32 protein-coding genes and 1 tRNA gene are annotated in these 26,507 nt (G+C 69.2%); 27 read left to right on the top strand and 6 right to left on the bottom strand.

Annotation, left to right across the window (positions count from 1 at the left end; genetic code table 11):
- Positions 1-133: 133 nt before the first annotated feature.
- The 6 genes from ABC766_RS07165 (at position 134) to ABC766_RS07140 (ending at position 7,397) form a co-directional block, all read left to right on the top strand.
- The gene (locus tag ABC766_RS07165; protein ID WP_345821624.1) at positions 134-562 is read left to right on the top strand and encodes a translesion error-prone DNA polymerase V autoproteolytic subunit; all 429 of its coding nucleotides are present in this window, start codon (positions 134-136) and stop codon (positions 560-562) included.
- Entirely contained in the window at positions 559-1,848 is a 1,290-nt protein-coding gene (locus ABC766_RS07160) for a Y-family DNA polymerase (protein WP_345821623.1), read from the top strand. The genes ABC766_RS07165 and ABC766_RS07160 overlap by 4 nt, the downstream gene beginning before the upstream one ends.
- A gap of 193 nt (positions 1,849-2,041) precedes the next feature.
- Complete coding sequence (locus ABC766_RS07155) at positions 2,042-2,674, top strand: hypothetical protein (RefSeq protein ID WP_345821622.1); 633 nt, start codon at positions 2,042-2,044, stop codon at positions 2,672-2,674.
- Positions 2,674-4,620, top strand: a complete 1,947-nt coding sequence (locus ABC766_RS07150) for a hypothetical protein (RefSeq protein ID WP_345821621.1) — start codon at positions 2,674-2,676, stop codon at positions 4,618-4,620. Before ABC766_RS07155 ends, ABC766_RS07150 begins: the two co-directional genes overlap by 1 nt.
- 4 nt (positions 4,621-4,624) lie before the next feature.
- Positions 4,625-6,712: a hypothetical protein gene (locus ABC766_RS07145; RefSeq protein WP_345821620.1), complete on the top strand. Its 2,088-nt coding sequence runs from the start codon at positions 4,625-4,627 to the stop codon at positions 6,710-6,712.
- Positions 6,713-7,076: 364 nt separating this feature from the next.
- Entirely contained in the window at positions 7,077-7,397 is a 321-nt protein-coding gene (locus ABC766_RS07140; RefSeq protein ID WP_345821619.1) for a hypothetical protein, read from the top strand.
- A 151-nt stretch (positions 7,398-7,548) separates the two neighbouring features.
- On the opposite strand, the gene ABC766_RS07135 is transcribed toward ABC766_RS07140, so the two are convergent.
- Together ABC766_RS07135 and ABC766_RS07130 are read right to left on the bottom strand one after the other, a co-directional pair.
- A complete protein-coding gene (locus ABC766_RS07135) occupies positions 7,549-8,133 on the bottom strand; it encodes a hypothetical protein (protein ID WP_345821618.1) in 585 nt (194 codons plus the stop codon).
- Between the two features lie 106 nt (positions 8,134-8,239).
- The gene (locus ABC766_RS07130; protein ID WP_345821617.1) at positions 8,240-8,815 is read right to left on the bottom strand and encodes a hypothetical protein; all 576 of its coding nucleotides are present in this window, start codon (positions 8,813-8,815) and stop codon (positions 8,240-8,242) included.
- Between the two features lie 442 nt (positions 8,816-9,257).
- On the opposite strand from ABC766_RS07130, the gene ABC766_RS07125 reads away from it, so the two are divergent.
- The 10 genes from ABC766_RS07125 (at position 9,258) to ABC766_RS07080 (ending at position 14,072) form a co-directional block, all read left to right on the top strand.
- Positions 9,258-10,082, top strand: coding sequence for an exonuclease domain-containing protein (locus ABC766_RS07125; RefSeq protein WP_345821616.1), 825 nt, complete (start codon positions 9,258-9,260; stop codon positions 10,080-10,082).
- The gene (locus tag ABC766_RS07120; protein WP_345821615.1) at positions 10,079-10,435 is read left to right on the top strand and encodes a hypothetical protein; all 357 of its coding nucleotides are present in this window, start codon (positions 10,079-10,081) and stop codon (positions 10,433-10,435) included. Before ABC766_RS07125 ends, ABC766_RS07120 begins: the two co-directional genes overlap by 4 nt.
- A 79-nt stretch (positions 10,436-10,514) precedes the next feature.
- A complete protein-coding gene (locus tag ABC766_RS07115; protein WP_345821614.1) occupies positions 10,515-11,036 on the top strand; it encodes a hypothetical protein in 522 nt (173 codons plus the stop codon).
- 82 nt (positions 11,037-11,118) lie between these two features.
- The gene (locus ABC766_RS07110) at positions 11,119-11,964 is read left to right on the top strand and encodes a hypothetical protein (protein ID WP_345821613.1); all 846 of its coding nucleotides are present in this window, start codon (positions 11,119-11,121) and stop codon (positions 11,962-11,964) included.
- On the top strand, positions 11,964-12,326 hold the full coding sequence (locus tag ABC766_RS07105; RefSeq protein ID WP_345821612.1) for a hypothetical protein: 363 nt from the start codon (positions 11,964-11,966) through the stop codon (positions 12,324-12,326). The genes ABC766_RS07110 and ABC766_RS07105 overlap by 1 nt, the downstream gene beginning before the upstream one ends.
- A complete protein-coding gene (locus ABC766_RS07100) occupies positions 12,326-12,571 on the top strand; it encodes a hypothetical protein (protein WP_345821611.1) in 246 nt (81 codons plus the stop codon). Before ABC766_RS07105 ends, ABC766_RS07100 begins: the two co-directional genes overlap by 1 nt.
- Complete coding sequence (locus ABC766_RS07095) at positions 12,564-12,839, top strand: hypothetical protein (protein WP_345821610.1); 276 nt, start codon at positions 12,564-12,566, stop codon at positions 12,837-12,839. The genes ABC766_RS07100 and ABC766_RS07095 overlap by 8 nt, the downstream gene beginning before the upstream one ends.
- A gap of 10 nt (positions 12,840-12,849) precedes the next feature.
- Positions 12,850-13,344 carry a hypothetical protein gene (locus ABC766_RS07090; RefSeq protein ID WP_345821609.1) on the top strand — a complete coding sequence of 165 codons (495 nt, stop codon included), beginning with the start codon at positions 12,850-12,852 and terminating at the stop codon, positions 13,342-13,344.
- Positions 13,345-13,425: 81 nt separating this feature from the next.
- Positions 13,426-13,815: a hypothetical protein gene (locus ABC766_RS07085; RefSeq protein WP_345821608.1), complete on the top strand. Its 390-nt coding sequence runs from the start codon at positions 13,426-13,428 to the stop codon at positions 13,813-13,815.
- Entirely contained in the window at positions 13,815-14,072 is a 258-nt protein-coding gene (locus tag ABC766_RS07080) for a hypothetical protein (RefSeq protein ID WP_345821607.1), read from the top strand. Before ABC766_RS07085 ends, ABC766_RS07080 begins: the two co-directional genes overlap by 1 nt.
- A 33-nt stretch (positions 14,073-14,105) precedes the next feature.
- On the opposite strand, the gene ABC766_RS07075 is transcribed toward ABC766_RS07080, so the two are convergent.
- The gene (locus ABC766_RS07075; RefSeq protein ID WP_345821606.1) at positions 14,106-14,699 is read right to left on the bottom strand and encodes a metallophosphoesterase; all 594 of its coding nucleotides are present in this window, start codon (positions 14,697-14,699) and stop codon (positions 14,106-14,108) included.
- A 357-nt stretch (positions 14,700-15,056) separates the two neighbouring features.
- On the opposite strand from ABC766_RS07075, the gene ABC766_RS07070 reads away from it, so the two are divergent.
- The gene (locus ABC766_RS07070) at positions 15,057-15,257 is read left to right on the top strand and encodes a hypothetical protein (RefSeq protein WP_345821605.1); all 201 of its coding nucleotides are present in this window, start codon (positions 15,057-15,059) and stop codon (positions 15,255-15,257) included.
- Between the two features lie 161 nt (positions 15,258-15,418).
- Here ABC766_RS07070 and ABC766_RS07065 read toward each other — a convergent pair.
- Positions 15,419-15,495 (bottom strand) — tRNA-Met (locus ABC766_RS07065).
- Positions 15,496-15,754: 259 nt separating this feature from the next.
- On the opposite strand from ABC766_RS07065, the gene ABC766_RS07060 reads away from it, so the two are divergent.
- From ABC766_RS07060 to guaA, 8 genes are all read left to right on the top strand, one after another.
- Complete coding sequence (locus ABC766_RS07060) at positions 15,755-16,210, top strand: CHRD domain-containing protein (protein ID WP_345821604.1); 456 nt, start codon at positions 15,755-15,757, stop codon at positions 16,208-16,210.
- Positions 16,211-16,284: 74 nt separating this feature from the next.
- Positions 16,285-16,623: a hypothetical protein gene (locus ABC766_RS07055; protein WP_043348958.1), complete on the top strand. Its 339-nt coding sequence runs from the start codon at positions 16,285-16,287 to the stop codon at positions 16,621-16,623.
- A 116-nt stretch (positions 16,624-16,739) separates the two neighbouring features.
- Positions 16,740-17,645, top strand: a complete 906-nt coding sequence (locus tag ABC766_RS07050) for an aldo/keto reductase (protein WP_345821603.1) — start codon at positions 16,740-16,742, stop codon at positions 17,643-17,645.
- Entirely contained in the window at positions 17,635-18,378 is a 744-nt protein-coding gene (locus ABC766_RS07045; RefSeq protein WP_345821602.1) for an NADPH-dependent F420 reductase, read from the top strand. Before ABC766_RS07050 ends, ABC766_RS07045 begins: the two co-directional genes overlap by 11 nt.
- Positions 18,379-18,484: 106 nt before the next feature.
- A complete protein-coding gene (locus tag ABC766_RS07040) occupies positions 18,485-19,858 on the top strand; it encodes an NTP/NDP exchange transporter (protein WP_111474240.1) in 1,374 nt (457 codons plus the stop codon).
- A 238-nt stretch (positions 19,859-20,096) separates the two neighbouring features.
- The gene (locus ABC766_RS07035) at positions 20,097-20,495 is read left to right on the top strand and encodes a hypothetical protein (protein ID WP_075381816.1); all 399 of its coding nucleotides are present in this window, start codon (positions 20,097-20,099) and stop codon (positions 20,493-20,495) included.
- Positions 20,492-20,911 carry a hypothetical protein gene (locus ABC766_RS07030; protein ID WP_043352116.1) on the top strand — a complete coding sequence of 140 codons (420 nt, stop codon included), beginning with the start codon at positions 20,492-20,494 and terminating at the stop codon, positions 20,909-20,911. Before ABC766_RS07035 ends, ABC766_RS07030 begins: the two co-directional genes overlap by 4 nt.
- A gap of 212 nt (positions 20,912-21,123) precedes the next feature.
- A complete protein-coding gene (gene guaA / locus ABC766_RS07025) occupies positions 21,124-22,680 on the top strand; it encodes a glutamine-hydrolyzing GMP synthase (protein WP_043383638.1) in 1,557 nt (518 codons plus the stop codon).
- A 134-nt stretch (positions 22,681-22,814) separates the two neighbouring features.
- On the opposite strand, the gene ABC766_RS07020 is transcribed toward guaA, so the two are convergent.
- Together ABC766_RS07020 and tsaA are read right to left on the bottom strand one after the other, a co-directional pair.
- Positions 22,815-23,507, bottom strand: coding sequence for an SGNH/GDSL hydrolase family protein (locus ABC766_RS07020; protein ID WP_345821601.1), 693 nt, complete (start codon positions 23,505-23,507; stop codon positions 22,815-22,817).
- A complete protein-coding gene (gene tsaA / locus ABC766_RS07015) occupies positions 23,504-24,001 on the bottom strand; it encodes a tRNA (N6-threonylcarbamoyladenosine(37)-N6)-methyltransferase TrmO (protein ID WP_043352118.1) in 498 nt (165 codons plus the stop codon). The genes ABC766_RS07020 and tsaA overlap by 4 nt, the downstream gene beginning before the upstream one ends.
- Positions 24,002-24,114: 113 nt before the next feature.
- Here tsaA and ABC766_RS07010 point away from each other — a divergent pair, with 113 nt between their 5' ends.
- Both ABC766_RS07010 and ABC766_RS07005 read left to right on the top strand, forming a co-directional pair.
- Complete coding sequence (locus ABC766_RS07010; RefSeq protein WP_043383644.1) at positions 24,115-25,608, top strand: AMP nucleosidase; 1,494 nt, start codon at positions 24,115-24,117, stop codon at positions 25,606-25,608.
- A gap of 149 nt (positions 25,609-25,757) precedes the next feature.
- Entirely contained in the window at positions 25,758-26,348 is a 591-nt protein-coding gene (locus ABC766_RS07005; RefSeq protein ID WP_278306569.1) for a hypothetical protein, read from the top strand.
- The last annotated feature ends 159 nt before the right edge of the window (positions 26,349-26,507 follow it).

Here is a 26,507-nt window from a genome sequence, read left to right as displayed (position 1 = left end):
TATCTCTTCGGCAAGCGCCAACTCCTTTTATCCACAGGCGTCCACACTGGCTCATTGTCGCAAGCTCGGCCGCTTGCAAGGAACCGTCGCCGCATGTTCCTATTTTGTTCTTTCAGATTCGCGGAGCTAAAACATGCAAGCCAGCGGCGTCACCATTGGCCTGCCCATGCCGGTGCCCCTTCTTGCTCGACCGGTCAGGGCGGGCTTCCCCAGTCCGGCGGACGATTTCATCGAGGACGAGATCGACCTTCAGCGTCTGCTCATCGCCAACAGGCCGGCGACCTTCTTGGTGCGGGTGGCGGGCGACAGCATGGTGCTGGCCCGCCTTTTCGACGGGGACCTTGCGGTGGTCGACCGCTCGCTCACGCCGCGAAACGGCGACATCGTCGTGGTCGACATCGACGGCGAGCGCTCCTTCAAGGTCTGGCGCCGCCAGGGCCATCGGGTGGTCCTGGCGTTCGCCAACCCGCGCTTCCCCGAGTTCCGGCTCGACCCCGGCGCAGAAATCGAGGTCTGGGGCGTCGTCTCCGGCTCGATCAACCCGAGGCGCCGGAGCGAGTGAGCGCCCGGGCCTACGCCCTCTCCGACGGCAACTCGTTCTATTGTTCCTGCGAGCGCGTGTTCGACGCCCGCTTGGCCCGCGTGCCCGTGATCGTGCTGAGCAACAACGACGGCTGCGCCATCGCCCGCACCGCCGAGGCCAAGGCCCTCGGCATCCGCATGGGAGAGCCGTACTTCAAGATCCGCGACATGTGCCGGTCCCGTGGCGTGCGAGTCTACTCGTCGAACTATGCTCTGTACGGCGACATGTCCGCCCGGGTGAACACGGTCTACCGGGGCTTCTCTCCGCGCATCGAGATCTACTCCATCGACGAAAGCTTCCTCGACCTGTCCGACGTCCGGGAGCGGGACCGAGTGCCGCTCGCTCGGGACATGCGTGAGACCGTGCGAGCCTGGACTGGCATCCCGACCTGCGTCGGGATCGGCCCGACCAAGACGCTGGCGAAGCTCGCCAACCACGTCGCCAAGAAGGTGCCGGAGCTCGGCGGGGTTTGCGACCTGACCGACCCGGTCCAGTACGAGCATTGGCTGGTCCGCATCCCGCCCGAGGACATCTGGGGCGTCGGACCGGCCAACGCCCGCAAGCTGGAGGCCCTGGGCTGCGAGAGCGTCGCCGACGTGCGCGACCTCGACACCCGGGCGGTGCGCAAGGCCATGACCGTGGTCGGGGAGCGGCTCGTCATGGAATTGCGGGGCATGGCCTGCCTCGACCTGGAGGAGGTCGCACCGACCCGGAAGGGCTGCGCGGTGACCCGCAGTTTCTCCGACCGCGTTGAGGACCTCGCTACCATGGAACAGGCCGTCGCCACCCACGCCGCCAGGCTGGGCGAGAAGCTGCGCGCCGGGGGCCTCGGGACCGACCACGTCACGGTCTTTTTCCACACATCCGAGCACGACCGGGACCGGCCGCAGCGGTCGGTCTCGTCGGTGGTGACCCTGCCGGAGGCGTCGAACGACACCCTCGTGCTCGTGAAGGCCTGCCTGCACGGGGTCCGGAAGACCTGGCGCGACGGCTACCGCTATTCCAAGGCCGGGGTCGTCACCACGGACCTGGTACCCCTGGCGGCCTCGCAGCGGGCCTTCCCGGGGCTGGGGCAACTGGACCGGGAACACGGGGCGGCGCTGATGGGCGCCCTCGACGCCTGCAATCGCCGGTTCGGCCGGGGAGCCGTCGTCCCGGGCAGCGCCGGGTTCGCCCCGAAACGAGAATGGTCGACCAAGTTCGACATGCGCTCGCCGCGTTACACCACCCGGATCGACGAACTCCCGACCGTGGCGGCGGCCTAGGCCGGGCCGTTGTTCCTGCGGCGCCGGCGCCCTGGGCGGCAACAAGTGAAAGAAGGCTACCGCCTCCTCAACTGCAGGCATGCGAAGGCTGGACGGCGCGCGGATCGCAACTTCGAGTTACGCCCGGTGTAAGCTTGGGCGAATGATTCGCGTTGGTACCACCCCGCTCGGACAGCCGGAACGGCCACCTGGAATGGCGAAGGTCGACTATCACCGCAATGCCTTGCGCATCCTCTTCATCCTCGTGAGGGGCAGCCGGCCGTATCTCGGTGACTCCGTCCCGGGTTACGACCGCGTCTTCCGGGGCGAGACCAAGGTGCAGGCGCTTGATTTCTGGATGCGCTATCCTGACTACCTGGCCGACGAACTGCTGAGCCTTTACGAGACGACGCGGGACCGGGCCCGCTTCGATGCGGCCGAGCGGATCTTCGCCGACGAGGAGCCCGACCTCCGCCGCGTGCCGATGCTGCGCCGGTATTTCGGGGCCTACGAACCGCTCGACACCGTCCTTGGCATACTTAAGCTCCGTGGCCTCGTCCTGCCCCGTTCACGCCAGATGGAGACGGGCAACGACGAGCACGATTTCCTCGTCGGCGAACGAGCACCCGCGTTGTTGCGGGAGGCCGTGGCCGCCCTTCCGGACCTCGGATGGTACGACCGCCGCGTCGACCTCGTGCTGGACGTCGCCGGGGGGCGCGGAGGTTACGCCCTCAAGGCGTGCCAGCACCGGCAGAAGGAATACCACGACGCGGCGGCCGGCGACCTGATCCCGACGACGGCCGAACGGGTGAGGAAACGACTTGAGCGGCTGAGGGAGGGGCTCTGATGGCCGACGAGATCAAGCGGGTCGACGCGAACACCCTCCTGACGAAGATCGCCGAGAAGGCCCGCAGGGACGTCGATGACGTCCGCTCGGTCCTTGCGAGGCACGGTGTCTCGTACAAGCCCGCCATCGCGGTGCCGAAGCACCTCTGCATTACCTCGCTCGCCTTCGCCGGCGAGAAGAAGGGCCAGACGGCGCCCGGACCGGTGGACTTCGCTTGGCGCGATCTCTCCCCGGGACTCATGGCCATCGTCAGCGACCGGAACTTCAGGGGCAAGACCACTCTCCTCGCGTTGATGAGGTGGTGCCTGACGGGGCGCCGCGGCAAAGGCGTCCCGACCGAGTTCGCGGAGACGTTCCATACCCTGACGATGACGTTCACGCTCGACGGTCAAGCCTACGAGGTGGAAGTGACCGACGCCGTCGCACAGGTCGGCACCCTTTGGCGCCTCGATGGCGGCAACCGCCTCGCGCAGGACACCTTCTCGTCCCCGGACGGCTTCGAGGCCATGATGTCGGGCTTCTTCATGGGCCAGTTGGGGCTACAGATGCTCGTCACCCACGTCGAACGTGGGGACAAGGGCGTGGACCAACCACACGATTGGGTTTGGCTCTCGGGGGCGATGGTGATCGAGCCGGCCCCCGACAACCTGTTCGGGAACTACCAGGCCCTCGGCGCCCGCATGATGCAGATGTACCTTGGCGTGCCTTGGACGAACGCCGTCAATGACGTCCAGGCTGCTCAGACGAGGATCGAGATCGAGGGTCGCCAAGCGACCTCGGAAACAGAGCGCACCAGGGAGCGCCGCAGGGCCAGGATCGAGGAGATCGAGGCGGAGATCGCCGGGTTGCGCCGGAAGCTGGCGGGTTTGCCCAGCGCCGAGAAGCAAAGGGTCGACCTCGCGGACGCGAACCGGCGCTTCGCGGAGGCCCAAGGCCGGTTGCGCTCCGCGGTTCGGTCGCTGGCCGTCGCAACGGAGGACCGGGAGGCCGCAAAGCACGCCCACGATGCCGCCCGGCGCGACCTGCGCGAATTCCGAGAAGGCCGCGCGGCGAAGAGGGTCTTCCGTTCTCTTGACCCGGTCTGCTGCCCACGTTGTGACGAGAAGTTCGACGACGAGCGCAAGCAGGCCAACCACCACGATCAAACTTGCTTGGTATGCGGCACGCCCGAGCAGCCCGAGGGCAGCCCGACTCAGCAGGAAGCCGGCCTGAAGGACGCGGTGGCTGCCGCGGAGCAGGGATTGACCTCGCAGGACCGCCGGAAGGAGGCGCTCGGCAAGGCCGCCGACGCGGCCCGGACCGATATGCGCCGTGCGGAATCCGATGCGCGAGCCCTGGAGGCCGCCCTCGCGGAACCATCATCGGCCTACCCCTTGGAGCTTGAACTCGCGAGGCTGGAAGCGCGCAAGGAGGAGCTCGGAGTTGAGGAGGCGAAACCTCCGGAGACGACGGACGACCAGAAGGTCCTGCAAATCGCCGAACGGGTGACCAAGGCTGCTTACAAGCCCTTGCAGGACGACCTGCTCGCCGAGGTCTCCGCCCTGATCAAGGACTATGCCGTCCGCTTCGGCGTCGTGAGCCTGGAGGAGGCCAAGCTCCTCGGCAACACGAACCTCAGGATGCGGAAGAACGGAGGAGAGGCCTACTTCGGGACGCAGACCGAGGGCGAGCGGGCGCGGCTGAAGATCGCCGCGACGATTGCCATCATTAAGGTCGCGGAGCGGCGGGGGCTCGGACGCCATCCCGGGGTGCTGCTCATCGACTCGCCCGGCTCGAACGAGATGGTGGACCGCGACTACTCGAACCTCATCGCGGGGCTGGCGGAGGTCGCCAAGGAGATCCCGCACCTGCAGGTTTTCGTGACGGCCGCCAGCAACGACACGATCCGGGGCCATGTGCCTCGCGAGCGCCTGCTGTACGCTGAGGGCGACGAATACCTCTGGTGAGACCGTGCAGGCACTCGACGCCACGATGGAAGCGGCGCTCCGCGACGGCCGGACGCCCTCGGCCGCGGAATTCGGCGGCATCGCCGCCATCCTCGCCTCGGCGGATGGCATCGCGCATTCGCACTTCGTGCCGGAGTACATGGCGTTGGTCCTCGACGAGGCCGACCTCGACGACCCGGGCGTGCAAGCCTTCTCGCGAGGCGTCGTCCAGGGTCTCGACGGCGACATCGGCATCAACGCCCTCGTCGATCTGGTAGCGGAGCGTACCCCTCTGCCAGACGCAGTCGAGGCCGTTTGGTTCAGGCGGTGGCTCGACCTCGCCCAGGACCGCACGGCCGCCGCCAGCGCGAGGATCGCCGCCTTGCGCGGTGCGCTGCTGACCAAGCGACAGGACGCCCGTCGCTCGCTTCGGTTGTCCTCCGTCATTGCCGATTGCGCCATCGACGACGAACCGGCCTTCTTGGCGCATGCCGCGCGGATCGCGGGACTGCTGCACGCGGAGAGCCCGAGCGAGGCGCTCGTCGACTTCCTCAACGACCTGCTCGAAGTTGCCGACGCAGCCGATGAGGCGTCGTTCGAGCTCGGCATGGAACGGGTCGGGCTCGCGCTCCAAGCAGGTTCCGGACGCGACGTGCTGGCCCGGTTGCGCGAGGCGAGGACGCGCTTCGACGCTTCCGCGTCCGGACGGGAGGCGCGGGCGGACGCGCGAGTGCTGTCGCTGGCGATTGGGCTGCTGGACGACTTCTTCGAGGAGCGGATCGGCGGTTGGACGGAGCGCCTGGAAGAACTCCGCCGGGAGGCGTTCGCGCACTCCGCATACGCGATCCAGGAGGGCGACTTCCTGAACGGGGCCAAGGAGGCGGAGGTATCGGCTTGGGCATCGCTGGCCGTCAGGCTCGGGTCCCTCGCCGACAGCCTCGAAGAGCCGGCGTGGTGGAACGCTGCGCACATCATCGAGAACGAGTTGCTCTCCGTCTACTCGGCGAACCGAACCCTCTTCCGGCGTTCGGTCGACGGCGGCCTCGAATGGTTGGTCCGCCCACGGATCGAGGGCTACTACGCCCGGCATCGTGACCAGCTCTACGCCTTGCGGGGCTGGCTGAAGGCGCGGGGCTCCTCGGAGCTCGGCACGGCCGCGGCAGACCTCATCGTCAGGACCGACGCGGCGCTCGGCCGGGGGGGTGACCCGGACCCTCCCGGGGCGGCGACCGCGAGCCCCGCGGTCGCCGCCGTTCTTGAGTCGGGCAAGGACTCGTACGAAGACCGGGAGAGATACCTCCGGGAGGTCATCGCCGACGTGAACTACGTCGAGTTCAAGCAGATAACACCGCCTGTCATGGAAGCGGTTAAGGCCGTCCTGCACGCCTTCGAGGGGCTCCCGTATTTCGATAACCCGAACGTCAGGGTGTTCGTGCGGGCAGTCGTGGTCAAGACGCTGCTGTTCCTTAAGAGCCGCATGGACCCGAGTCCTGGCGTCGACCCGACCGTCAGCTACCTCTTCATTCGAGAGGGGGAGCCTAACCCCCTGGAGAAGTCTCTCCAGCAGGACTTCATGCGGTTCTTGCACACCTCGATGCTCGGCTCGGTGGATGAGGTTCGAGGCATCGCGGCGGGACGGGCCGACGTCATGCACCAATTCGAGGGCATCCGGTTCATCACCGAGATCAAGCGGGAGGAGCAGGATGCGTCGCTCGAGAACCTGATCGCCTCCTACGGGGCTCAAACCACCCTTTACCAGAACACCAATATCCCAATCGGGATACTCCTGGTCCTGGACCTGACCACCCGGGACGGCCTCTCGGGGCACTTCAGGACGCTGTACCGAACCGAGATTGGCGACCTTCTGCGGGACGGTACCACCCGGGGAGTCCTGGTCGTGAAGATACCGGCCAGAAGGGTCGATCCAAGCACGGCTACGAGGGAGGCCACGAGCAGGATATCCAAAGCGAAGACGGCCTCGCAACGAGACGGCAAACCGGCCGCGAAGGTCATGGCTCCGAAGGATCATGGGGCGCAGACGGTTGACACGTCCCTAGCGCCGCGTTTCCGCGGTAGGCGGAAGATCCACTCAAGACCTAGCAGAGACGTCTAATCGGCCGGGCGCGCTCTACAACTAGGCGACACCGATGCATGCAGATAATAGATTGCATCTTCCGTCCTCAACGGCCGGTAACTGACTTAAGGAATTTTCTTCGATCGCCGCAAAGAGTTCGACAAGCGGGCCTTTGGAGGAGGTACGTGCTTCCTTCACAATCCGTTACAGGATCGCCCCGTTCGCGTTACAGAGCACCAGAGTAACGGGACGCTCAGCGTTGATACGAACACCTCCCTGCAGGGGGGGCTCGATCCGGCGGCTTACGTATTCCCGGCCAGGGGAGTATTTACCTTGGTGCGAATCACGGCTTGCCAGGATTCGACGAGTTGCGATCTCATGTGTGCAGACACAGGGGGCCGCCATGCACGCACACGACATCGTCCAGCCGCTCGACGCCGGCCTGCAGCGTCTCGCCGGCGTCGCCTTCGACATGCGCCAGGACCGCCTCCATGCCCAGTGCGAGGCCGCATACGAGCAGCGCGAGCGGTCCCTGAGCGCGGTCGGCCGGGTCGCCGCCCGGGTCCGCGAGGATGCGAACACAATCGCCGCCCTGCAGGCCGAGGTCGCCCGGCTGCGCGGCGAGACCAACTCCTGGCGCGTGCGGGCCCTCGGCGCCGAGGCCCACCTCGACGAAGTGCGGGGCGCCCTCAGGACGCTTCGGAGTTCGACCCGCGCGGCATGACGTCGGCATCTCGCGGCACGACAGTGTGCGCAGAGATGCTGACGAAGTGCGCACAGGGCAAGGCACAAGGGCTCCGAGCAAGATTTCCACAAAAAGAAGGGCCGCCCCGGCATCCGGGGCGGCCCTTTCCGTTCGGTGCTGGCTGGGTCGTTCAGGCGGCCTTGAGGCCGGCGGGCTCGACCTGGTCGTCGATGAGGTCCTGCAGGATCGCGAGGGCGGTCTCACGGGGCGTCTCCTCGCGGGGGGCGGTCGGCCCGACGTCGGCCTTCTTGATCTCCCCGATGTATTGAATCGTGTTCCCGATCTTGGCGAAACCCGGGGCCACCCTGGCCTCCCGGCAGAGTGGCAGGTCCGCGATGGCCTTAACCCCCAGGACGTGCTCGCCGACCCTACGCGGCCCATGCTGGGTCAGGCGGCCGAGGTCGGCGTCGGAGAGCCGCGACACCCACCTGATGATGTCCTCGGGGATCGGCGCCATGTCGGGCATCGGGTGACGTCCGCCGGACAGCTTCGCCAGCGCGAAATCGAAAACGACTTGGCCGGCGTCGACGCTGACGAGCGGCAGGGGTGCGCCACCGTCCGCGGGAGGCGTCGCCGCGACCCGCTCCATGGCCTCCTCCACCTCGTCGACGGGCGGCATCGGTAGGCTCGGGATCACCGACTTCACTACCGCCTTGCCAGCCTCCCAGACCACTTTCGTGGCCGCCGCCATCGCCGCGATGACCGCGGCCAGCATTCGAGCGAACTTCCTCATTGTGGGTGGTGTCCTTCCCGTTCGTACGTGGTCCCAGTCTCGATTGTCGCCGCACGTACGAATGGCACCAGGGGCGCACGTACGATTTTCAGGCACCCCAGATGCGGGTCGCGGCGGCCCGGGCCTCGGCAGTGTCCGACCGCATGATGGGCAGGCCGGCGTCGGTCATCTCCGCGTGCGAGGGCGCCCGGGCCCAAACCTGCCGGGCGGTCGCCCGCTCGATGATCGCCCAGTAGCCGCCCCATTCCACGACCGTTCCAGCCTCGTAGCCGTGGCCCTCGCGCATGCGGAGGCGGACGGTTTCGAGGGAGAGCCCCGCGGCCAAGGCGAGCCGCCGGTGGAGGCGGGCCTCGGCGCCGGCGGGGTCCATCTCATCGGCGGCTTCTTCTTCGCGCACGCGCGCGAGGGAACCGTCAGCGCCAAGACGGTGGACCGCGTGCGACCCGCCCCAGTAGCCCGCGCTCCGGGATGACGTGCCGGCCGGCGTCGAGACGAGGAGCGTACCGGCCGGCAGGTCGACCTCGTGGACCGCGATCAGGCCGAGGCCCTGTCCCTCGTAGCGGGCGGCCCGGAGCGGGGCGGCGTTGCAGACATGGCCAGTGGCGCGGTCGCCGAGCTCGGCGGTCCAAAGCCAGCGGCTGGCGGGGGCGCGGACGGTGATCATCGAACAACTGTAGGCCCGCACCCCGGGCAATCCAAGTAGATCGACTCGGTTTAATGGCTGCGCCTGCTTTCGGTCCGCTCAAGTAAAGACACGGAAACCGCGCATGTGTAGGACTGGCACATGCAGAAACCGCGTATTACTGTTCGACTACTTGCGGACAGCTTCCGACGCGAGCATATTGCCCTCGTCACGACTACGCGGGGCGGTCTAGTGCAGCGGCGACGGGGAACACGGCCACTATCGAGCATGACGGTGCGGGAGCGCCTCGTGCACGCCTGTGCCGCTGTCGGCGGTCAGCGGGCGTGGGCGCGGATGCATTCCGTCTCGCCCTCGTACGTCTCGGCCGTCCTCGCCGGCGATGCCGAGCCCGGCCCTAAGATCCTGGAGGTCCTCGGGCTGCGTCGTGACGAGCCGACCTACCGACCCGTCGAGGAACCAACCGATGAATAGTGTCGCCGCCGTCGCGCCGCCCGGCGCGGCTTTCCACCCCGCCGACGAGCTCGCCTACGTGCGCGCCGAGATGGATCGACTGACCGGCCGCGAGATCGCCCTGACCAGGGCCCTCGTCGCCGACCGGGAGTCCCGGGTCGGTTCGCTCCACCACGCCGTCGTCCAGCGCGTGTCCGGCCGGGACGCCGTCGACATCGAGCGGCTACCCGACCTGCGCGAGACCCTCCGGCTTCTGGAGACGACGGACCTCGTCGCCCTCGACACGGAGACGACGGGCCTGCACGCCCTCGACGGGGACCGCGTCGTCAGCGTCGGGCTCTATCCCTGCCACGTGGCGAAGGGGCGCCTGGAGGCGGGGTTCCAGCACCTCGACGACGTCGGTGGTGACAATCCCTATCGGGCCGTCGTCAACCCCGGTCGCCCAAGCTCACCCCAGGCCGCGGCGGTGCACGGCCTGACGGACGAGTTCCTCGCCACCAAGCCCGCATTCAGCCAGGCCCTGGCGGCCGACATCTACGACATCATCCACGCCCGCGTGGTCATCGCGCACAACGCGCCCTTCGACGTCGGCTTCATGGAGATGGAGTGCGAGCGTGTCGACGTTGGCTTCCGGGAGTGGCCCGCGGCCATCGTCGACACTCGCATCCTCTGCAAAATCCTCTGGCCCGATCAGCCCGGGACGCTCGACGCGCTGATCGACCGCCTCGGCGTCAACCGCCAGGGCCGTGTGGCCGGTCACGACGCGCTGCGGGACGCCGTCCTCCTGGCCGAGTGCATCCCGGGCCTCGTCGCCGAGCTTCGCCGGAGGGTGGCATGACCCACCTGACCTTTGACTTCCCTGAAGCGCCCGTCCCCGCCACGCTCCCCGCCGGCCACGTTTGGGACCTCTCGGGCCAGGACCGCCCCGGCCCCGCCATGACCGCCCTGGCGCATGTCGAGGGCGCCGCCGGGTTCGTCATCCCCCACCGCCTCCGTGCTTCCGCCGATGACATCCCCCTGATGAACCTGGGTGCGCTCCGCATCCGCGGGCGGGCGGTCCTCGTCGGGGCGTGGGAGCCGGTCCCGGACGGGGAGCCCTGCAGGGGGACGCCCCTGCGCCCGACGCTCCTCGGCTCCCCCGAGACAGTCGAGCTCACCGATTACCTCCCGAGGGTCCGCACCGCGACCTGAGCGGTCCCGTCGCGCGTCAGGCGGTCAGTGGCGCCCAACACGAGAAAAGGCCCCAATCCAGTCCATCGAGGCAGACCCAATGATCAAGCGTGAGCACCCCCTCGTGAAGCGGCCGTTCGCCGACCGCCCCTACGACGTCGAACACCGCGACCGCCTCCGCTCCGACGGCACCCACAAGCCCTGCTGGGACTACCGCGGCGCCGTCATCGAGGGGCGCCCGGACACGGAACGCGGATATTACGTGTCGGGGCTCGGGGTGGCCTGCCCGCCGTACGCCACGCTGTCGGAGGCCTGCGACCGCGTCGACGAATATTGCACCCGCCGCGACGGCCAGCACCGCCGCATCGCGCGGGATCTCGCGGCCGCCGTGGCGCCGCCCGTCGCGCCCCCGGCCGACGGCGAGGTCTTCGTCGATGCGCTGGGGCACGGGATCGGTCCGGTCACCGTCCGGAACCTCCTCCAGAGGCCGATCATCGAGGCGCACCTCGCCGGCTATCATGGCGACGGCATCCCCTACGGGGACTTGGCCGACGAGCTCGTCGCCGCCCTCGCGCAGGCGGGATTCGAGATCGTCCCGACCGCCGCCGCCACCGCGGCCTGATCGGAAACCCCGTCGCGCGCCAGGCGGTCAGTGGCGCCCCGAGCACCCCAAGCATCCCTCAGAACAGGAAGAGGAGCGCCCCGTGCGCCAGGACAAGAGCACACCCAGGATCGACGAAGCCGTCATCGCGGACGCGCTGCGGTCGTCCATCCCCACCGCCCGATGCATCGTCGCCGACTTAGCCAATGCCGGCTTCGAGATCGTGCCGAAGCCCATCGGCCGAGGCTGGAGGGACATCCTCAAGCAACAGGAGGCCGAGCGCCAGCGCGCCGTCAACCTCGGGCTCGTGATGCCCGCCGGCAGCGCCGCCCGCGTCGGCGAGGCGCGCCGCACTGGGGACTGGAGCAATGTCTCCGATGCTGACTGGACGGCCTGGGTGAGCGCTCTGCGACGGGACGATCCCGTAGCCGCGGCGGAATTCCTGCCGACCTACGAGACCCTCGCCCGCCTACATGGCCTGTACGTCCGGGGGGACGGCACGGTGGCCCCGCTCGATAAGGCCGCAATCGACGCGGGCGTGGTCGGCATCATCGAACGGGACCTCGCCGAGACGCCCGTGGTGCTCGAACGGGGTCGAATCGTGGAGATGCCCCCGGGGACCGAGATCTCGGCGCCGGCAGCCGATCCCGACGGGGACGAGAACCCCGAGAAGGACACCTGGGGTGTCCGCGCTTGCCTCGCCGACGACATGGCCGAGCAGCACGGGTGCCGCGTCGAGCTCTCAGGCATCGACGACCCGCACATTCCCCTGACGTACCTGGACGACCTGACCGCCTATGCAGTCGTGACGGAGCGGGTGTCAGGACGCCTCGTCGGTATCGTCGAGTGCTGGCAGAGCGAGGACGGCGACTTCATCGTGCCGCGGTCGTGGCTGGAGACCACGCTGTCGGCCTGGGTCACCAAGAGCGCACCGATGAGGGCCGCCTGATGCGCACTGTCAACCTCGACCTAGACCACAGTCTCGCCATCGGGACCATCGACCTCGACGTCGCGACCGGCATCGCCATGCTGGACGGGGGCGCCTACGTCCGCGTCGTCCACGTGAAGGCGGCGAACGAGTTCACCGTCCCGCTCGCCTACGAGACGACCGCAGAGGAGGCCCTCCGCCTCGCCGCGGCGATCATCGAATGGGATGTCGGCATGATGGAGGCGGCGGACGCGCCGTTCTCGGCCGACAGCCCGAAGCTCGTGACCAGGCAGGTCATCCGCGGCTTCCTGCCCCGCATGTATCGGTGCGAGTTCCGCGACTTGTTCGTGGACACCTACGGCTACGCGGGAGCGCTCCTCTGATGCGCGCCCTCCTCACCACCATCGCGGGCGGCCCCATGCGGGCCGCCACCACCGCCGGGGCCCTCGTGGTCATCGCCGCGGTCGCCTCGGGCAGCGGCTGGGATCTCCTCCGGGCGACTTGGACGATGTCGCTCGCGGTCTGCGGTTTCGTCACGCTGTACGCGATCCTCGCCGTCGCCGCGGCCGCCACCGGCGCCTGCGACGACCAGCCCACCCCCGCGCCGAAGGAGGTCGACCATGGCTGACATCTCCGACTACGACCCCGGCGAGGCCCCCTCCGTCCGCGTGCTCTACGACGGCACGCCGGTCGCCCGTCACGGGCACGCCTGTGACGGCTGCCCCATGGACCGCGGCATCGCCTCGGGTGTCCGGTACTCGAAGGTCGTCAGCCTCGTCGACGGCGAGTTCGAGGTGCTTCGGCATTGCATCGGCGGGACCTGCTGGGATGAGCACATGGCTGAGACCCCGCGGTCCGAGCCGGTCGTCTACGGCCCCGACGAATTGCCATTCTGAGGAGACCCTGATGCGTCCCGTATCCCCGCTCCGCCTGCCACCCCGGCTGCCCCCCGTCGCCCGGGGCGCCTGCGCCGTCGTGCATCAGACGGCGACCGCCAGCCTGCCGGAGCCGGTCGCCCCCGCGCCGGCCGAGGACGCCCCGCCGCAGGAGGTCCTCGCCACCGAGGCGGCCGCCCTGGCCGACGTCGCCGATCCCGCCGTCCTGGCCGCGGCGCGCCGGGAGGCCAGGGCGGCGTCGCTGGTGGCGGACCTCGACGGCGTGCTCGCGAGGTGTCCCCTCGACGCCGGGCCGGTGCTAATCGACGGGAGGGAGCCAAAGCACCACGAGATGGCCGAGGCGGTCGGCCGCCGGGCGGCCCGGTGCGGAGGCGCGGCCGCGAGGCTCAGGGCGTACCTGCGCGACGACTGGCACCCCCGCCACGCCGAGCTCGTCGCGCTGCACGAACGGCTGGCGGAAGCCGAAAAGCGCCTGTTCGCCGAATCGCGAGGGCTCTCCGCCTAGGGGCGCTTGTCGATTGCGACGCGACCCATACCATGGACCCGTGAGCAGGCATCGCCGCTCCTCGCTAGGGAAACCGCGACCATGACCGTGAAGACATCCACCCGCAGCCGTACCCCCCTGACTGACGCCATCGAGGCCCGCATGGCCGAGGGCGGACCCCGCCGACCGTTCGAGTACCCCAAGAGCGAGGCGGCGCTGGAGATCGAGGGCTACCTGCCCGAGCCGTACGTCCTGAAGACCACCCGGGGGCGGCCCGTGGCGATCTGGCGGTCGGACGAACTCGGGGAGGTCTGCGTGCTCCTCGGTGTCGACCAACTCCCCCGCGATTTCGTGCGGAAACTCGTGATGATGCACGTCGCCGGCGTGAAGGAGGGGCGTCGCGTCGAGAAGGTCCGCGGGCGCCATAAGGATTTCGCGAGGGCCGCTGCGCCGGCCGGCGAGGATGCCGCCGCGGCCCCGGGCATGCGCTGATGCGCGATTCGGATCTCCTCCGGCGCGCCGGCGAGGCCCTGTACGGCGACGGCGACTGGCGCCGGCCCATGGCCCGCCTCCTCGGGCCGCACCACCCGGACGGCCCCCGGGACGAGGTCGACCCCCGCTCCGTCTCGCGCTGGTCGAACGGGGGCCGGGAGATCCCGGACTGGGTCTGGCCGGTCCTGGCCCGGCTCCTTCGGGAGCGGGCCGCCGACGCAGCCGAGGTCGCCCGGGACATAGAGGGCGGCACCTAAACGAAGGCCCCGGAGACGATCCGGGGCCTTCGTTCATTCCACTTCCTCGTCGCCCTCGTCCGGGTCCGACCCGAGGCGCTCTTCCGGCAGGTTCGGGGTCGCCGCCAGCCGGGGCAGGATCTCCTCCAGGGTCACCGGCCTGTACTGCCAAGCGTCCACGCCAATGTCGCAGGATTGGCTGGTCCCCTCGAACGCGCCGTGCACGTGTCCGAAGAGGTGCAGCGAGCCGTGGTAGGCGCTGTCCCAGGACCTCATGGGATAGTGGTCCAGCACGATCTTGTGCCCGGAGAGGCGGATCGTCAGCCGGTCGTGGATGCTTTCCCAGGGCAGATCCAGGGTGCGCTTCCTGTCGTGGTTACCCCGGATCAAGTGCTTCCGTCCCCGGAGTTGGGCGAACACCTCCGCGCAGCGCTCGGGCGAGCTCTTATGGGCGAAGTCGCCGAGGTGGTAGACGGTGTCGTTCTTGCCGACGCTGGCGTTCCACGCCTCGATCAGCAACCGGTCCATCTCGGCGACGTCGGCAAAGGGGCGGTCGGAATGGCCGATGGCTCCTTGGTGGCCGAAATGCGTGTCGGCCGTGAACAGGACGCGCCCAGTCGGGAAGCCCGGATTGAGTTGTCTCTTCATGATGGCAGCCTCCGTGGTGGGGGGCTGCGCGCGCGGCGTCACGCCCCTGGGATGGGTCTCTGGCTCGGGTGGGGGGCGGCTATTCGGCGTTTCACGGGGGCCTCTCGGGCGGGGTCGAATCGCGAGGATCGCAGCTCGCGGCGGCGGGTCAACCGGGCTGGCGGGGTGACCCTGGGCGATGGTGAAGGAACGGTGAAGACGGCGAGCGGCCCGGTTGCGCATAAGGGCGCCGGACCGGCCCGAAACGGGCATATGTTGAACGCAGGACGGCCCTGAGCGGCATAACTTCCGCATAAGGCCGATACGTTGAAACTCGATCCGCATGTTCCTATTTTGTTCTCAATGCGGAGACGGTCAATGAACGGTTACGACGAGCTCGTGTTCGCCTCGGCCGAGGAGCGGGACGCCCTGTGCCGGGCGCTCGCCGAGGACTTGGCGGAGGCCTCTGGCCACCGGCGCGCTCCGTCGGGCTTCGTATCGGCCGAGCGCCCCCGGGATCTCGCCCGGGCCCTCGGCCGGGACCGTCGGGAACGCCGGCCGCTGCGTCGGATCGGCTAGCCCGTCCGAGACCCTAACTCGGACGGGTCGGGCAAACCCCGTCCGAAACCCGTCCGAGAACGAGAAAGCCCCGGACGGTGGGTCCAGGGCTCGGCGTTGTTCCGGTGTGCTCTAGGGCTTCTAAGTCTATGTCCAGGCTCTGGTAATCGTCCTGGGGATTTTGGTAGCGAGGGAGGGATTTGAACCCCCGACACAAGGATTATGATTCCTCTGCTCTAACCAGCTGAGCTACCCCGCCACGCGGCACGACCGTCCGCGAGGACGATGCGTGCAGTGGCCGCGGTATAGGAAGAGCGGACGCTCGCTGTCAACGGTTTTGGGTGCGCAAAGCGCGTGTCCGGATCGGGCTCGATCCATGTCCCGCCGATCGCCGACGGGACAGCCCGGCTGTCACCGGAAGTCGACCGTCGCCGATGCGGCGGCCATGTGCGGTCCGTCGAAGCCCGCTAGGTTGACACGCGGGCCGCCTGAAGGCCCGTCACATCGCGGAGCGTTCGATGACAGCGCGCACGAACCATCGTTGGAACACCAGCCTCGCCGCCCTTCTCGTGCTGGGCGTGCCGCTCTTCGCCGGCCCGTCCATCGCGGCGGGCAACGACGCCGCCTATCGCGCGGCCCTCACCGGCAGCAGCGAGGTCCCGGCGACCACAGGCGCCGGCACGGGCGAGATCACCGCGACCTTCGATCCTGCCGCCAAGCGCCTCAGCTGGTCGGGACGATACAGCGGTCTCACCGGCCCGGTCACGGCCGCCCATTTCCACGGTCCGGCCAAGGCCGGCGAGAATGCCGGCGTGCTGGTTCCGGTGACGGCGGCGAGCAGCCCCTTCTCCGGCGAGGCGATCCTCGACGACGCGAAGGCCGCCGATCTCGCGGCGGGCCGCGTCTACTTCAACCTTCACACCGCCGCGAACCCGAAGGGTGAGATCCGCGGCCAGCTGGAGCGCGCGCCCTGATCGGGAACGGCGAGAGCCTCGACGTTCCCGATCGCGCCCGGTAGGCGGATCCCATCCTCCTGCCGGAGCTTTCGATGAAGCAGATCGACGCCATCATCGCCTGGACGCCCCTGCGTTGGGCAGAGCTGAAGCCGGAAACCGCCGGGCAGGTCGTCGTCCTGCCCGCACCCGACACGGCGGGCGAGGCGAAGCGCTACATGATGCGCGCCGGCGCCAGCTCGTCCGCCCTGGCCGCCCTGTCGGAAGAGGCGCGCATCGCCCGCCTCTTCATCGACTTCCAGACCCTCGTGGTCCGCGACGGGATCGACCCGCAGGCGGCCCACCGGGCGTTTCTGACGATCGACGAATATCGGTTCCGCATCGCCCCCGACACCGAGGGTGCGGAGTTCGAGGATCCGCCCGAGGAGGATTAGCCTTCTGCCCGCGGCCGGCCGTTGCGTCGTGCTCACGCAAGCGTGAGAATTATGAATGCACACAGGCCGAAGCCGCCCTATCTTCCGATGGGTCGTGATTCCGTCCGAGGCCGGCCATGCCCGTATCCCGTCGCGCCGTCATCGCCGCAGCGGCCCTCGCCCCGCTCGCAGGGCGATTCGCCACCGCGGCGGAGCCGCTGATCCGCCGCCCGATCCCCTCCACCGGCGAGATGCTTCCGGCCATCGGGATCGGCACGTCCCGACGCTACGAGGTCGAGCCGACGCCCGACGCGGTGGCGCCGCTGAAGGAGGCGGTGAAGACCTTCGTCGCCCTCGGCGGCTCGGTGATCGACACAGCCCCGAGCTACGGGACCGCCGAGGACGTCCTCGGATTGATCCTGGCGGAGCCCGGCCTGCGCCAGCAAGTCTTCCTCGCCAGCAAGGTCGACACGACCGGCCGCGATGCGACGCTGGCGGAGTTCGAGCGGTCGCTCAAGCGGATGAAGGTCGATACACTCGATCTCGTGGCGGTCCACAATCTGATCGACGTGACCGAGAATCTGGCGATTCTGCGGGATCTGAAGGATCGCAAACGCATCCGCTATGTCGGCGTCACGGTCTGGCGCGACAACCAGCTCGACGCGCTCGAAGCCGTCATGAAGCGCGAGACGCTCGACTTCATCCAGGTGAACTACGCCATCGACAATCGTGCCGCCGCCGAGCGCGTGATCCCGCTCGCCGCGGACCGCGGCGTGGCGGTGATGACCAACGTGCCGTTCGGCCGCGACCGCCTGTTCAAGGCGGTCCAGGGCAAGGAACTGCCGGCTTTCGCCAGGGACCTCGGCTGCGCGAGCTGGCCGCAGGTCTTCCTGAAATACGTGCTCGGCAATCCGGCCGTGACCTGCCCGATCCCCGGCATGGCGAAGGCCGCCTATGTCGAGGACAACCTCGGCGCCGCGCGGGGCAAGCTCCCGGATGCGGCGCAGCGCAAGCAGATGGAGATGTTCATCGATGCGGTCTGATCTCACCTCGCGCCGCGCGGCGCTCGCCCTCGCGGCCGGACTCGCCGTCGCCGCGGCCATGCCCGCGCTGGCCCAGGACGGCCCAAAAAAGATCCGGATCGGCGTCATCGGGGCCGGAAATATCGGCGGTACGATCGGGACGCTCTGGGTCAAGGACGGCCACGAGGTGATGTTCGCCTCCCGCCACCCGGAGCAGCTGGCGGCGATGGTCTCGGAGCTGGGACCGAAGGCCAAGGCCGGCACGCCCGAGGAGGCGATCAAGTTCGGCGATGCCGTGTTCATCGCCGTCCCCTACAAGGCCTATCCGGATCTCGCGAAGGAGATCGGCCCGGCTCTCAACGGCAAGGTCGTCCTCGACGCCGGCAATGCCACGCAGAAGCGCGACGGCGCGCTCTACGACGAGGTCCAGGCCAGCGGGATCGGCGCCACCTCGGCCAAGTACTTTCCCGGCGCCAAACTCGTGCGCGCCTTCAATGCGGCCAACTACAAGGTCTTCGCCAAGGAAGGCGCCGATGGCGGCAAGGGTCGCGCGGGCGGACGGATGGCGATCCCGATCGCCGGGGATGACCCGGAGGCCCTGAAGGTCGCCGAGGGTCTCGTCCGCGACGCCGGCTTCGATCCGGTGGTGGTCGGTCCGCTCAAGGAAGCCGACAAGTTCGCCATGGGCTCCCAGGGCTTCGGTCACGATGTGACCGCGTCGGAGATGCGCCAGAAACTCGGACTGGCGCAGTAGGGGCGTCATCCGACCCGTCGCCACGCCGTGCGGAGGCGACGGGTCGGACCGAGTCTCCGTGAGGGAGGCTTGCCCGAGGGAAAGCCCATTCCGGTGAGATCGGCCCATGTCTGAACCCGCACCCGCCCGCGGCACGCTCGCGCGCCTGATCGACGTTCAGCCCGGCGAGGGTCGGGCGCTGGCGTGGTCCTGGGCCTACATCTTCTCGATCCTGGCCGCCTACTACGTGCTGCGCCCGATCCGGGATCAGATGGGCGTCGCCGGCGGCATCGAAAACCTGCCCTGGCTGTTCACCGCCACCCTGGTCGGCATGCTCGCCCTCAACCTGCCCTTCGCCTACCTGGTGAAGCGGATGCCGCGGGCGCGGTTCGTGCCGATCACCTACCGGTTCTTCGCGGCCAACATCCTGGCGTTCGCGCTGACGCTCTATCTCGCCCCCGCCGAGTGGGGCGTGTGGATCGGCCGGGTGTTCTTCGTCTGGCTGTCGATCTTCAACCTGTTCGTGGTCTCGATCTTCTGGGCGACAATCGTCGACGTGTTCTCGAACGCCCAGGGCAAGCGCCTGTTCGGCTTCATCGCGGCCGGTGCGACGCTCGGCGCCATCGCGGGCTCGGCGACCACCGCGATCCTCGCCAAGAACGTCCCGACCTGGGGCCTGATGCTCTGCGCGGTGGTGCTCCTCGAGATCGCCGTGTTCTGCATGCGCGGTCTCGCGGCCCTGTCGACGCAGCTGCACGAGGTGCCGGGCCGCGACCGGAGCGCCGATGACGGGCAGGATCGGACGATCGGCGGCAGCGTCCTCGCCGGCGTCACGCGGACCTTCGCGTCCCCCTACCTGCTCAACATCTCGCTGTTCCTGCTGCTGTTCTCGGTGACCTCCACCTTCCTGTATTTCGAGCAGGCGGGCATCGCGAAGCGGAGCTTCCCGGACCGGGGTGCGCAGACCGCCTTCTTCGCCAGCGTCGACCTGGCGGTGAACGTCCTGACGCTGGGTATCCAGCTGTTCCTCACCGGCCGGATCGTGAATCGCATCGGCGTCGCCCTGACGCTGGCGATCCTGCCGGCCTTCAGCATCCTCGGCTTCGCGGCGCTCGCCGTCTGGCCCACGATCGGCGTGATCGTCGCGTTCCAAGTCCTGCGCCGGGCCGGCAACTTCGCCATCGCGCGACCGGTGCGCGAGGTGCTGTTCACCGTCGTCCCGCGGGAGGATCGCTACAAGGCCAAGAGCTTCATCGACACGGTGGTCTACCGCCTGGGCGACCAAGTCGGCGCATGGTCGTTCACGGGCATCCAGGGCGTCGGATTCGGCAGCGCCGGCGTGGCGGGCGCCGCGATCCCGCTCTCGGTGGCGTGGCTCGTGAACAGCCTCTGGCTCGGGCGCGCACAGGACCGGCGCCGGGACGAGCAGGCGGCGGAGCCGGTCGGTGAGTCTGCGCGGCCCATGCCGTTCGGTCGCGGGGCGGCCTCGCCCGGTCGGTGAGCGACGCGGGCCGGCCTACCGGTGCCGCATGAAGTCCCAGATCAGGTAGGCCGGGAACGGCAGCATGATCGCGAAGAAGATCCAGTCGAACATCTGAGGCATCAAGCCATCTCCCGCTCGGCCCCCTCTGGTTCTACCGGCATGGCCGTGTGAAGTTCCGCGCGGCCGTGGCGGTCCGTTAAGAGGCGGTTTACCCTGACGGGCGACGTATCGCGCTCGGTCCGGGCGGGAGAGAGACATGGCGGGACCCGCATGGTCGGCGCCGCGGCGCTGGTGGCGCACCGCCGAGCCCGCGATGGCCGTGCTCGGGCTCCTCGCCGTGACGCCGGCTCCAGTCGCCGCGCAGGAGCCGCTCTACATCCGCATCCGCCCCCTTCCGGACGCCGAGGCCGCGCGCGTGGCCCGGGAGATGCTCTGGGCGCGCCGGCAGGCCCATGCCCGTGCGGTGATCGAATCCGTCTGCACCGGCTGCCTCGGTGCCTGGAAACCCGAGACCGTCCCGGCCCCGAGCCCGGCTCCGGCGCCGACGGAGGACCGGATTGCGAACCTCACCGTTCCGATAGGGGTTGAACTCGACCCCGGCTCCGGGGCATCCGACCCGCATCCCGATCCATCGACCTCCGAGAGGCATCCATGACGCAAGCGCATCCGACCAGCGGCGCCGAGCCCGAAGTCGATTGCCCGGTAACCCTCGAGGTCCTGGGCTCCGTCTACCGGGCCGACGATTTCGACCTGCCGCTGATCCTGGAGCAGATCCCGCCGCTGAAGCGCGCGCAGCTGGCCACCTACCTCTACGGCAAGAGCCACATGCACAAGCTCGGGCTGAAGGTCGCCCGCTCCTGCGAGCGCGACGACCTCATCCGCGTGGCGGGCGAGATCGGCTCGGTGATCCACGGACAGGCGCACCTGAAGCCGTCGCGACCGGCACCCGAGCCGGCCCCGCAGCTGCGGGCCAAGACTCCGCCCGGCCAGAAGAAGGTGAGCCTCGCCGGCGCCGCCGCGAAGCCCGCGATCAGCCTCGGCGGATCGGCCAAGGTCCGCAACTTCGACTGAGAGCCGACGCGTCGGGTGAGCCGAGACCACGTCGCGCGCCTGACCGGATCGGCCGATTCGGGTCCCGGGTCGCGCCGCGTGGCCCCGGGACGATGCAAGAGCGTACGACCGACGGGCGGAATCCGGCATTCCGTCGGCGTCAGCGCGTCGGAAGACCGGACAACCCGGACTTGTGCGTTGCACCCGCCCCGGCCTTCGGATAATCGCCCGCGATGAACACCGACCACGACAAGATCCTGATCGTCGATTTCGGCTCTCAGGTGACCCAGCTCATCGCCCGCCGGGTGCGGGAGGAGGGCGTCTACTGCGAGATCGTGCCCTTCACGAAGGCTGAGGCCGCGTTTCGCGAGCAGAAGCCCAAGGGCGTGATCCTCTCCGGCGGCCCCGAATCGGTAACCGTCGAGGCCTCGCCCCGCGCGCCCCAGCTCGTGTTCGATTCGGGGGTCCCGGTCTTCGGCATCTGCTACGGCCAGCAGACCATGGCGGCCCAGCTCGGCGGCGCCGTCGAGGGCGGACACCACGCGGAGTTCGGCCGGGCCGAGGTCGAGATTCTGGCCGATTGCCCCCTGTTCAAGGGCGTCTGGCACAAGGGCGAGAAGTACCCGGTCTGGATGAGCCACGGTGACCGCGTCACCAAGCTGCCGGACGGCTTCACCACCGTGGCGATCTCCAAGAACGCGCCCTTCGCGGCGGTGGCCGACGAGGCCCGCAACTATTACGCGGTGCAATTTCACCCGGAAGTGGCGCACACCCCCCACGGCGCCCTGCTGATCCGCAACTTCGTGCGCGACGTGGCCGGCTGCTCGGGCGACTGGACCATGGGCGCCTATCGCGAGGAGGCCATCGCCAAGATCCGCGAGCAGGTCGGCTCCGAGAAGGTGATCTGCGGCCTGTCGGGTGGCGTCGATTCCGCCGTGGCGGCCGTGCTGATCCACGAGGCGATCGGCGACCAGCTGACCTGCGTGTTCGTCGATCACGGCCTCCTGCGCCTGGGCGAGGCCGAACAGGTCGTGGCCCTGTTCCGCGACCACTATAACATCCCGCTGGTCCACGTTGAGGCGTCGGGGATGTTCCTCGCGGCCCTCGAGGGCGTCTCGGATCCCGAGGTCAAGCGCAAGACCATCGGTCGCCTGTTCATCGACGTGTTCGAGGCCGAATCGAAGAAGATCGGCGGGGCGAAGTTCCTGGCGCAGGGCACGCTGTATCCGGACGTGATCGAGAGCGTGTCGTTCACGGGCGGCCCGTCCGTGACCATCAAGAGCCACCACAATGTCGGCGGCCTGCCCGAGCGCATGGACATGAAGCTCGTGGAGCCGCTCCGCGAGCTGTTCAAGGACGAGGTCCGGGTCCTCGGCAAGGAACTCGGCCTGCCCGAGGGCTTCGTCGGCCGCCACCCGTTCCCGGGCCCGGGCCTGGCGATCCGGTGCCCCGGCACGATCACCGCCGAGAAGCTGGAGGCCCTGCGCAAGGCCGACGCGATCTACCTCGACGAGATCCGGCAGGCCGGCCTCTACGACACGATCTGGCAGGCCTTCGCGGTGATCCTGCCGGTGAAGACCGTCGGCGTGATGGGCGACGGCCGCACCTACGATCATGTCTGCGCGCTGCGCGCCGTCACGTCGGTGGACGGCATGACCGCCGATTTCTACCCGTTCGACATGGCCTTCCTGGGCCGGGTTGCGACCCGGATCATCAACGAGGTGAAGGGCATCAACCGGGTCACCTACGACATCACCTCGAAGCCCCCGGGCACCATCGAGTGGGAATGAGCAGGCCCGCAGCCGTCATCGCGAGGGCCGCGAACCAATTCTGGGGAGCGTGACGGCAGGATTCCGGGCGCCCCCGGATCGCGCCGCGTCGCACGCCGGGACGATGCGGACGCCGTGCCGCAGACCGCGCCCCGTCACGGCCCGCAGAGCGCCGGCTCGACCGCCTTCAGCGCCGGCCGGAACGCCGCGAGATGCAGCCCGTCCCGCAGGGCACCGGGCTTGGCGTAGCCGGTGTCGCCGTCGCGCAAGGCCGCGAACGGGTCCGTGAACACGCAGCCGAGCCGGCCGCACAGGTTGCGCAGGCGCTGCGAGTAAATTGCCACCGCGCCGGCATCGACGAGCTTGCCGAGCTCACGCCCGACCGGGGGGAGGGCCGTCACCACGACGCGCGGGGACAAGGTCTGGAGCCGCTTGATGATCGCCTCTGCGGCGGCTTCGAACTGCGCCGTCGGCCTGTCCAGCTGCGGGTTGTTCTTCACGAGGATGTCGTTGGTCCCGATCGTCAGCGCGGCGAGCCGGGGAGGGACCTTGAAGGTCAGGCGCGCGAGGTGGTCCGCATAGCTGGCCGCGGTCGAGCCGCTGATCCCGCCGTTGAGGAAGTCGAGGCCGCAGGGCCGCTGGCTGCCCGGCTGCAGCTCCACCTGGGAATCGCCGGCCCAGAACACGTAATCCGGCGGCGCCTCGTCGAGGCTGACCTGCACGGCGATCAGGCGCATCTCCGCGTAGGCCCGCGCATCGGCGGCCGGCCTATGCAGGCGCCACCCGGCGAAACCGCCGATCGCCAGCAGGGCGAGCCCACCGAGGATGAGAAGGGCGACGCGCCTCACGGCTCGGCCCCGGCCCGGTCGACCTGCGCGTCCGGCCGCGCATCCGTGGAGGCGTAGTAGGGTTTGATGTCGAGGAGCGGCGTGCCGTCGAGGCAGTCGAGCCCGCGCACGCGGAGCGTGTCGCCGTCGCGGCCGAGCAGTTCCACCACCGACAGGGCGATCGGGTTGGGACGGGCGGGCGAGCGCAGGGAGAAGGTGCCGCGGGGACCGTCGGCGTGGCGCGGGCGCTGGATCACGAGGCCGCGGGTCGCCCGGTCCATCCAGTAGAGCAGGATCAGGTGCGTGCAGCCCGTGACGTTGCGCAGGCCGGGGACGTAGGCCGGATCGACCTCCACGGTGCAGACCGCATCGGTCTGCAGGCCGTTCTTCGGACAGTCGGATCGCGCCTGCCAGGGCGTGCGCAGCCGGCCGATGAAGTGGAGGCCCGCATCGAAGGTCGTGGGCAATTCTGCCCTCACTTCGCCGGGACGGGTTCCGAACTCATCCGCGTCCATGCCGCCTCGCTCCGCGCCGGCGGGCTTGTCGGCCATGTGCCCGCGGCCCGCAACCCCGCATCTCGCCCCCGGATGGTGCGGGGTGTAGATCCGGCAGCAGGAACGGAGGCGACATGATCGAGCGGGAATTGCGGCCGATGCAGGCGGTGGCCGATGCCGGGACCGCCGTCGACCGGCTGGTCGAGCTCTACGACGACGCGGCCGGCGCCCTGCGAAATGCCCTGGAGCGCTACCTCGCCGGGGGGCCGCCGCCGGACGCCACCGAGCGGCTCGCCTTCCGCTACCCGGAGCTGCGGATCAGCTATCGCCCGGACGGGCCGCTGCCGCGCGTCCGGCGCGCCACCGCCAAGCTCCAGGCGGCCGGGACCTACGCCACGACGGTGACGCATCCGGCGTTCTTCCGGACCTACCTGACCCGTCAGCTGGAGCCGCTGATCGCGGATTACGGCATCGCCATCGAAGTCGGGCTGAGCGCGCAGGAGATCCCCTATCCCTACGTGCTGGAAGCCGGGCTCGACGCGGGCGGCCGGGCGGTCGACGGCGCGGATCTCGCCACCTACTTCCCGGTCCCGCTCCTGTCGCTCGTCGGCGACGAGATCGCCGACGGGACCTTCGACCAGGTGGCGGGCGAGCCGCTGCCCCTGGCGCTGTTCGACGGCGTGCGGGTCGATTACTCCCTCCGGCGGCTGGTCCATTACACCGGCTGCGACTGGCGCGACGTCCAGCCCTGGATCCTGCTCACCAACTATCACCGCTACGTCGACCAGTTCGTCCGCCACGGCCTGGAGCGGCTGGCCTCGGGCGCGGAGGGGTTCGAGCGGCTGGTCCTCCCGGGCGGCGTCTCCGTGAGCCGCGCCGAGGCCGCCGAGGCCGACCCCGCCGCGGTCATCGCCGCCTCGCCCTGGCACCGGCACCAGATGCCGGCCTACCATTTGGTGGCGCGCGACGCCGACGGGACCCAGCAGGGCACGACGCTGGTCAATATCGGCGTCGGCCCCTCGAACGCGAAGACGATCACCGACCATCTCGCCGTGCTGCGCCCGGATTGCTGGCTGATGGTCGGCCATTGCGGCGGCCTGCGGCAGTCGCAGACGATCGGCGACTACGTGCTGGCGCACGCCTATCTCCGCCGCGACCGGATCCTCGACGAGCTCGTGCCGCCGGACGTCCCGGTCCCGGCGCTGGCCGAGGTGCAGGTCGCGCTCCAGAGCGCCGCCGCCTCTGTGACGGGCGAGCAGGCCGATGCCCTGAAGCGGCGCCTGCGCACCGGCACGGTGGTGACCTATGACGACCGCAACTGGGAGCTGCGCTTCAGCCAGGAGCGGCGGCGGATCAACCAGTCCCGCGCGATCGCGGTCGACATGGAGAGCGGCACCGTCGCCGCGCAGGGCTTCCGCCTCCGCGTACCCTACGGCGCGCTGCTCTGCGTCTCCGACAAGCCGCTCCACGGCGAGATCAAGCTGCCGGGCGCCGCCAATGCGTTCTACGACCGGGCCGTCTCGGAGCATCTCCAGGTGGGATTGGCAGCACTCGACGTGCTGCGCGCCGACCGGCACGGTCTCCACTCGCGCAAGCTGCGCAGCTTCGATGAGCCTCCGTTCCGGTGAGGGGCGCCCGGCGCGGTCTTCATCCGGTCCGCGCCCGAGGACGGCTCTCGCGACGGACTGCCACGTCGCCCCAAATACTCAAGCTTGGATATCGCGGCGTTTTGAAGTGTTGGGAGATTAATACACCTCGCTTCAAGCTGAGATTTCCCATGACTCGTATCGCACTTGTTTCGACCGCTCTTCTGGCAGCGGTCGCTTTCGCTCCGACCGGTGCGGATGCGCGCGGCTTCGGCGGGGGTGGCTTCCACGGCGGAGGCTTCGGCGGTGGCGGATTTCACGGCGGCGGGTTCGGCGGCGGCTTCCGCGGTGGCAGCGTGGGCGGCGGATCGTTCCGGAACGGCGGCTTCGGCGGCGGGGCCTTTCAGAACGGCGGCGTCGGTGGGGCGCGGGTCGGCGGCCTGGGTGGTGGCTTCCGGGGCGCGGGGCTCGGCGCGGCCGGCGTGGCCGGAGCCGGCGGGCTTCGGGGCGGCGGCCTCCGGACCGGCGGATTCAACGATGCCGGCCGGTATGGCGGGATCGGGAACCGCGGGATTGTCGGGCGTGGCTACGCCAACCGCGGTTATTACGGCCGGCGCTATGGCCGCGGCGTCGGCTACGGCCTTGCGGGGGTCGGGCTCGGCCTCGGGGTCGGCTACGGCCTGAGCGGCCTCGACTACGGGTACGACAATTGTGCCGACACGTACGGCTACGGGGCTTACGACCCGGCCGCCTGCAACGGCTACTACGGCTACGGCTACTGAGCCACGCGAAGCGGGTCCCCAAACGCTTTTGAGACAGCATTGCGCCCGGCCGGCTCTCGGCCGGGCGTCCGCGTTCGTAAGCAGGCCGGCGCGGCCCATCGCACTAAGAGCCTTCGCGGTTGGCGAAGGCTCGCTCAACAACTCCCGAATTGCGAACCG

The sequence above is a fragment of the Methylobacterium fujisawaense genome (assembly GCF_039619325.1).
GTDB lineage: Bacteria > Pseudomonadota > Alphaproteobacteria > Rhizobiales > Beijerinckiaceae > Methylobacterium > Methylobacterium fujisawaense.
This window is presented reverse-complemented; position numbering and strand designations above follow the sequence as displayed.

What these genes read in the sequence shown, in the direction of transcription:
- ABC766_RS07165 (WP_345821624.1), top strand. Translation starts at nt 134, where the DNA reads ATGCAAGCCAGCGGCGTCACCATTGGCCTGCCCATGCCGGTGCCCCTT.
- ABC766_RS07155 (WP_345821622.1), top strand. Translation starts at nt 2,042, where the DNA reads ATGGCGAAGGTCGACTATCACCGCAATGCCTTGCGCATCCTCTTCATC.
- ABC766_RS07150 (WP_345821621.1), top strand. Translation starts at nt 2,674, where the DNA reads ATGGCCGACGAGATCAAGCGGGTCGACGCGAACACCCTCCTGACGAAG.
- ABC766_RS07140 (WP_345821619.1), top strand. Translation starts at nt 7,077, where the DNA reads ATGCACGCACACGACATCGTCCAGCCGCTCGACGCCGGCCTGCAGCGT.
- ABC766_RS07135 (WP_345821618.1), bottom strand. Translation starts at nt 8,133, where the DNA reads ATGCTGGCCGCGGTCATCGCGGCGATGGCGGCGGCCACGAAAGTGGTC.
- ABC766_RS07130 (WP_345821617.1), bottom strand. Translation starts at nt 8,815, where the DNA reads ATGATCACCGTCCGCGCCCCCGCCAGCCGCTGGCTTTGGACCGCCGAG.
- ABC766_RS07125 (WP_345821616.1), top strand. Translation starts at nt 9,258, where the DNA reads ATGAATAGTGTCGCCGCCGTCGCGCCGCCCGGCGCGGCTTTCCACCCC.
- ABC766_RS07120 (WP_345821615.1), top strand. Translation starts at nt 10,079, where the DNA reads ATGACCCACCTGACCTTTGACTTCCCTGAAGCGCCCGTCCCCGCCACG.
- ABC766_RS07115 (WP_345821614.1), top strand. Translation starts at nt 10,515, where the DNA reads ATGATCAAGCGTGAGCACCCCCTCGTGAAGCGGCCGTTCGCCGACCGC.
- ABC766_RS07105 (WP_345821612.1), top strand. Translation starts at nt 11,964, where the DNA reads ATGCGCACTGTCAACCTCGACCTAGACCACAGTCTCGCCATCGGGACC.
- ABC766_RS07100 (WP_345821611.1), top strand. Translation starts at nt 12,326, where the DNA reads ATGCGCGCCCTCCTCACCACCATCGCGGGCGGCCCCATGCGGGCCGCC.
- ABC766_RS07095 (WP_345821610.1), top strand. Translation starts at nt 12,564, where the DNA reads ATGGCTGACATCTCCGACTACGACCCCGGCGAGGCCCCCTCCGTCCGC.
- ABC766_RS07090 (WP_345821609.1), top strand. Translation starts at nt 12,850, where the DNA reads ATGCGTCCCGTATCCCCGCTCCGCCTGCCACCCCGGCTGCCCCCCGTC.
- ABC766_RS07085 (WP_345821608.1), top strand. Translation starts at nt 13,426, where the DNA reads ATGACCGTGAAGACATCCACCCGCAGCCGTACCCCCCTGACTGACGCC.
- ABC766_RS07080 (WP_345821607.1), top strand. Translation starts at nt 13,815, where the DNA reads ATGCGCGATTCGGATCTCCTCCGGCGCGCCGGCGAGGCCCTGTACGGC.
- ABC766_RS07075 (WP_345821606.1), bottom strand. Translation starts at nt 14,699, where the DNA reads ATGAAGAGACAACTCAATCCGGGCTTCCCGACTGGGCGCGTCCTGTTC.
- ABC766_RS07070 (WP_345821605.1), top strand. Translation starts at nt 15,057, where the DNA reads ATGAACGGTTACGACGAGCTCGTGTTCGCCTCGGCCGAGGAGCGGGAC.
- ABC766_RS07060 (WP_345821604.1), top strand. Translation starts at nt 15,755, where the DNA reads ATGACAGCGCGCACGAACCATCGTTGGAACACCAGCCTCGCCGCCCTT.
- ABC766_RS07055 (WP_043348958.1), top strand. Translation starts at nt 16,285, where the DNA reads ATGAAGCAGATCGACGCCATCATCGCCTGGACGCCCCTGCGTTGGGCA.
- ABC766_RS07050 (WP_345821603.1), top strand. Translation starts at nt 16,740, where the DNA reads ATGCCCGTATCCCGTCGCGCCGTCATCGCCGCAGCGGCCCTCGCCCCG.
- ABC766_RS07045 (WP_345821602.1), top strand. Translation starts at nt 17,635, where the DNA reads ATGCGGTCTGATCTCACCTCGCGCCGCGCGGCGCTCGCCCTCGCGGCC.
- ABC766_RS07040 (WP_111474240.1), top strand. Translation starts at nt 18,485, where the DNA reads ATGTCTGAACCCGCACCCGCCCGCGGCACGCTCGCGCGCCTGATCGAC.
- ABC766_RS07035 (WP_075381816.1), top strand. Translation starts at nt 20,097, where the DNA reads ATGGCGGGACCCGCATGGTCGGCGCCGCGGCGCTGGTGGCGCACCGCC.
- ABC766_RS07030 (WP_043352116.1), top strand. Translation starts at nt 20,492, where the DNA reads ATGACGCAAGCGCATCCGACCAGCGGCGCCGAGCCCGAAGTCGATTGC.
- guaA (WP_043383638.1), top strand. Translation starts at nt 21,124, where the DNA reads ATGAACACCGACCACGACAAGATCCTGATCGTCGATTTCGGCTCTCAG.
- tsaA (WP_043352118.1), bottom strand. Translation starts at nt 24,001, where the DNA reads ATGGACGCGGATGAGTTCGGAACCCGTCCCGGCGAAGTGAGGGCAGAA.
- ABC766_RS07010 (WP_043383644.1), top strand. Translation starts at nt 24,115, where the DNA reads ATGATCGAGCGGGAATTGCGGCCGATGCAGGCGGTGGCCGATGCCGGG.
- ABC766_RS07005 (WP_278306569.1), top strand. Translation starts at nt 25,758, where the DNA reads ATGACTCGTATCGCACTTGTTTCGACCGCTCTTCTGGCAGCGGTCGCT.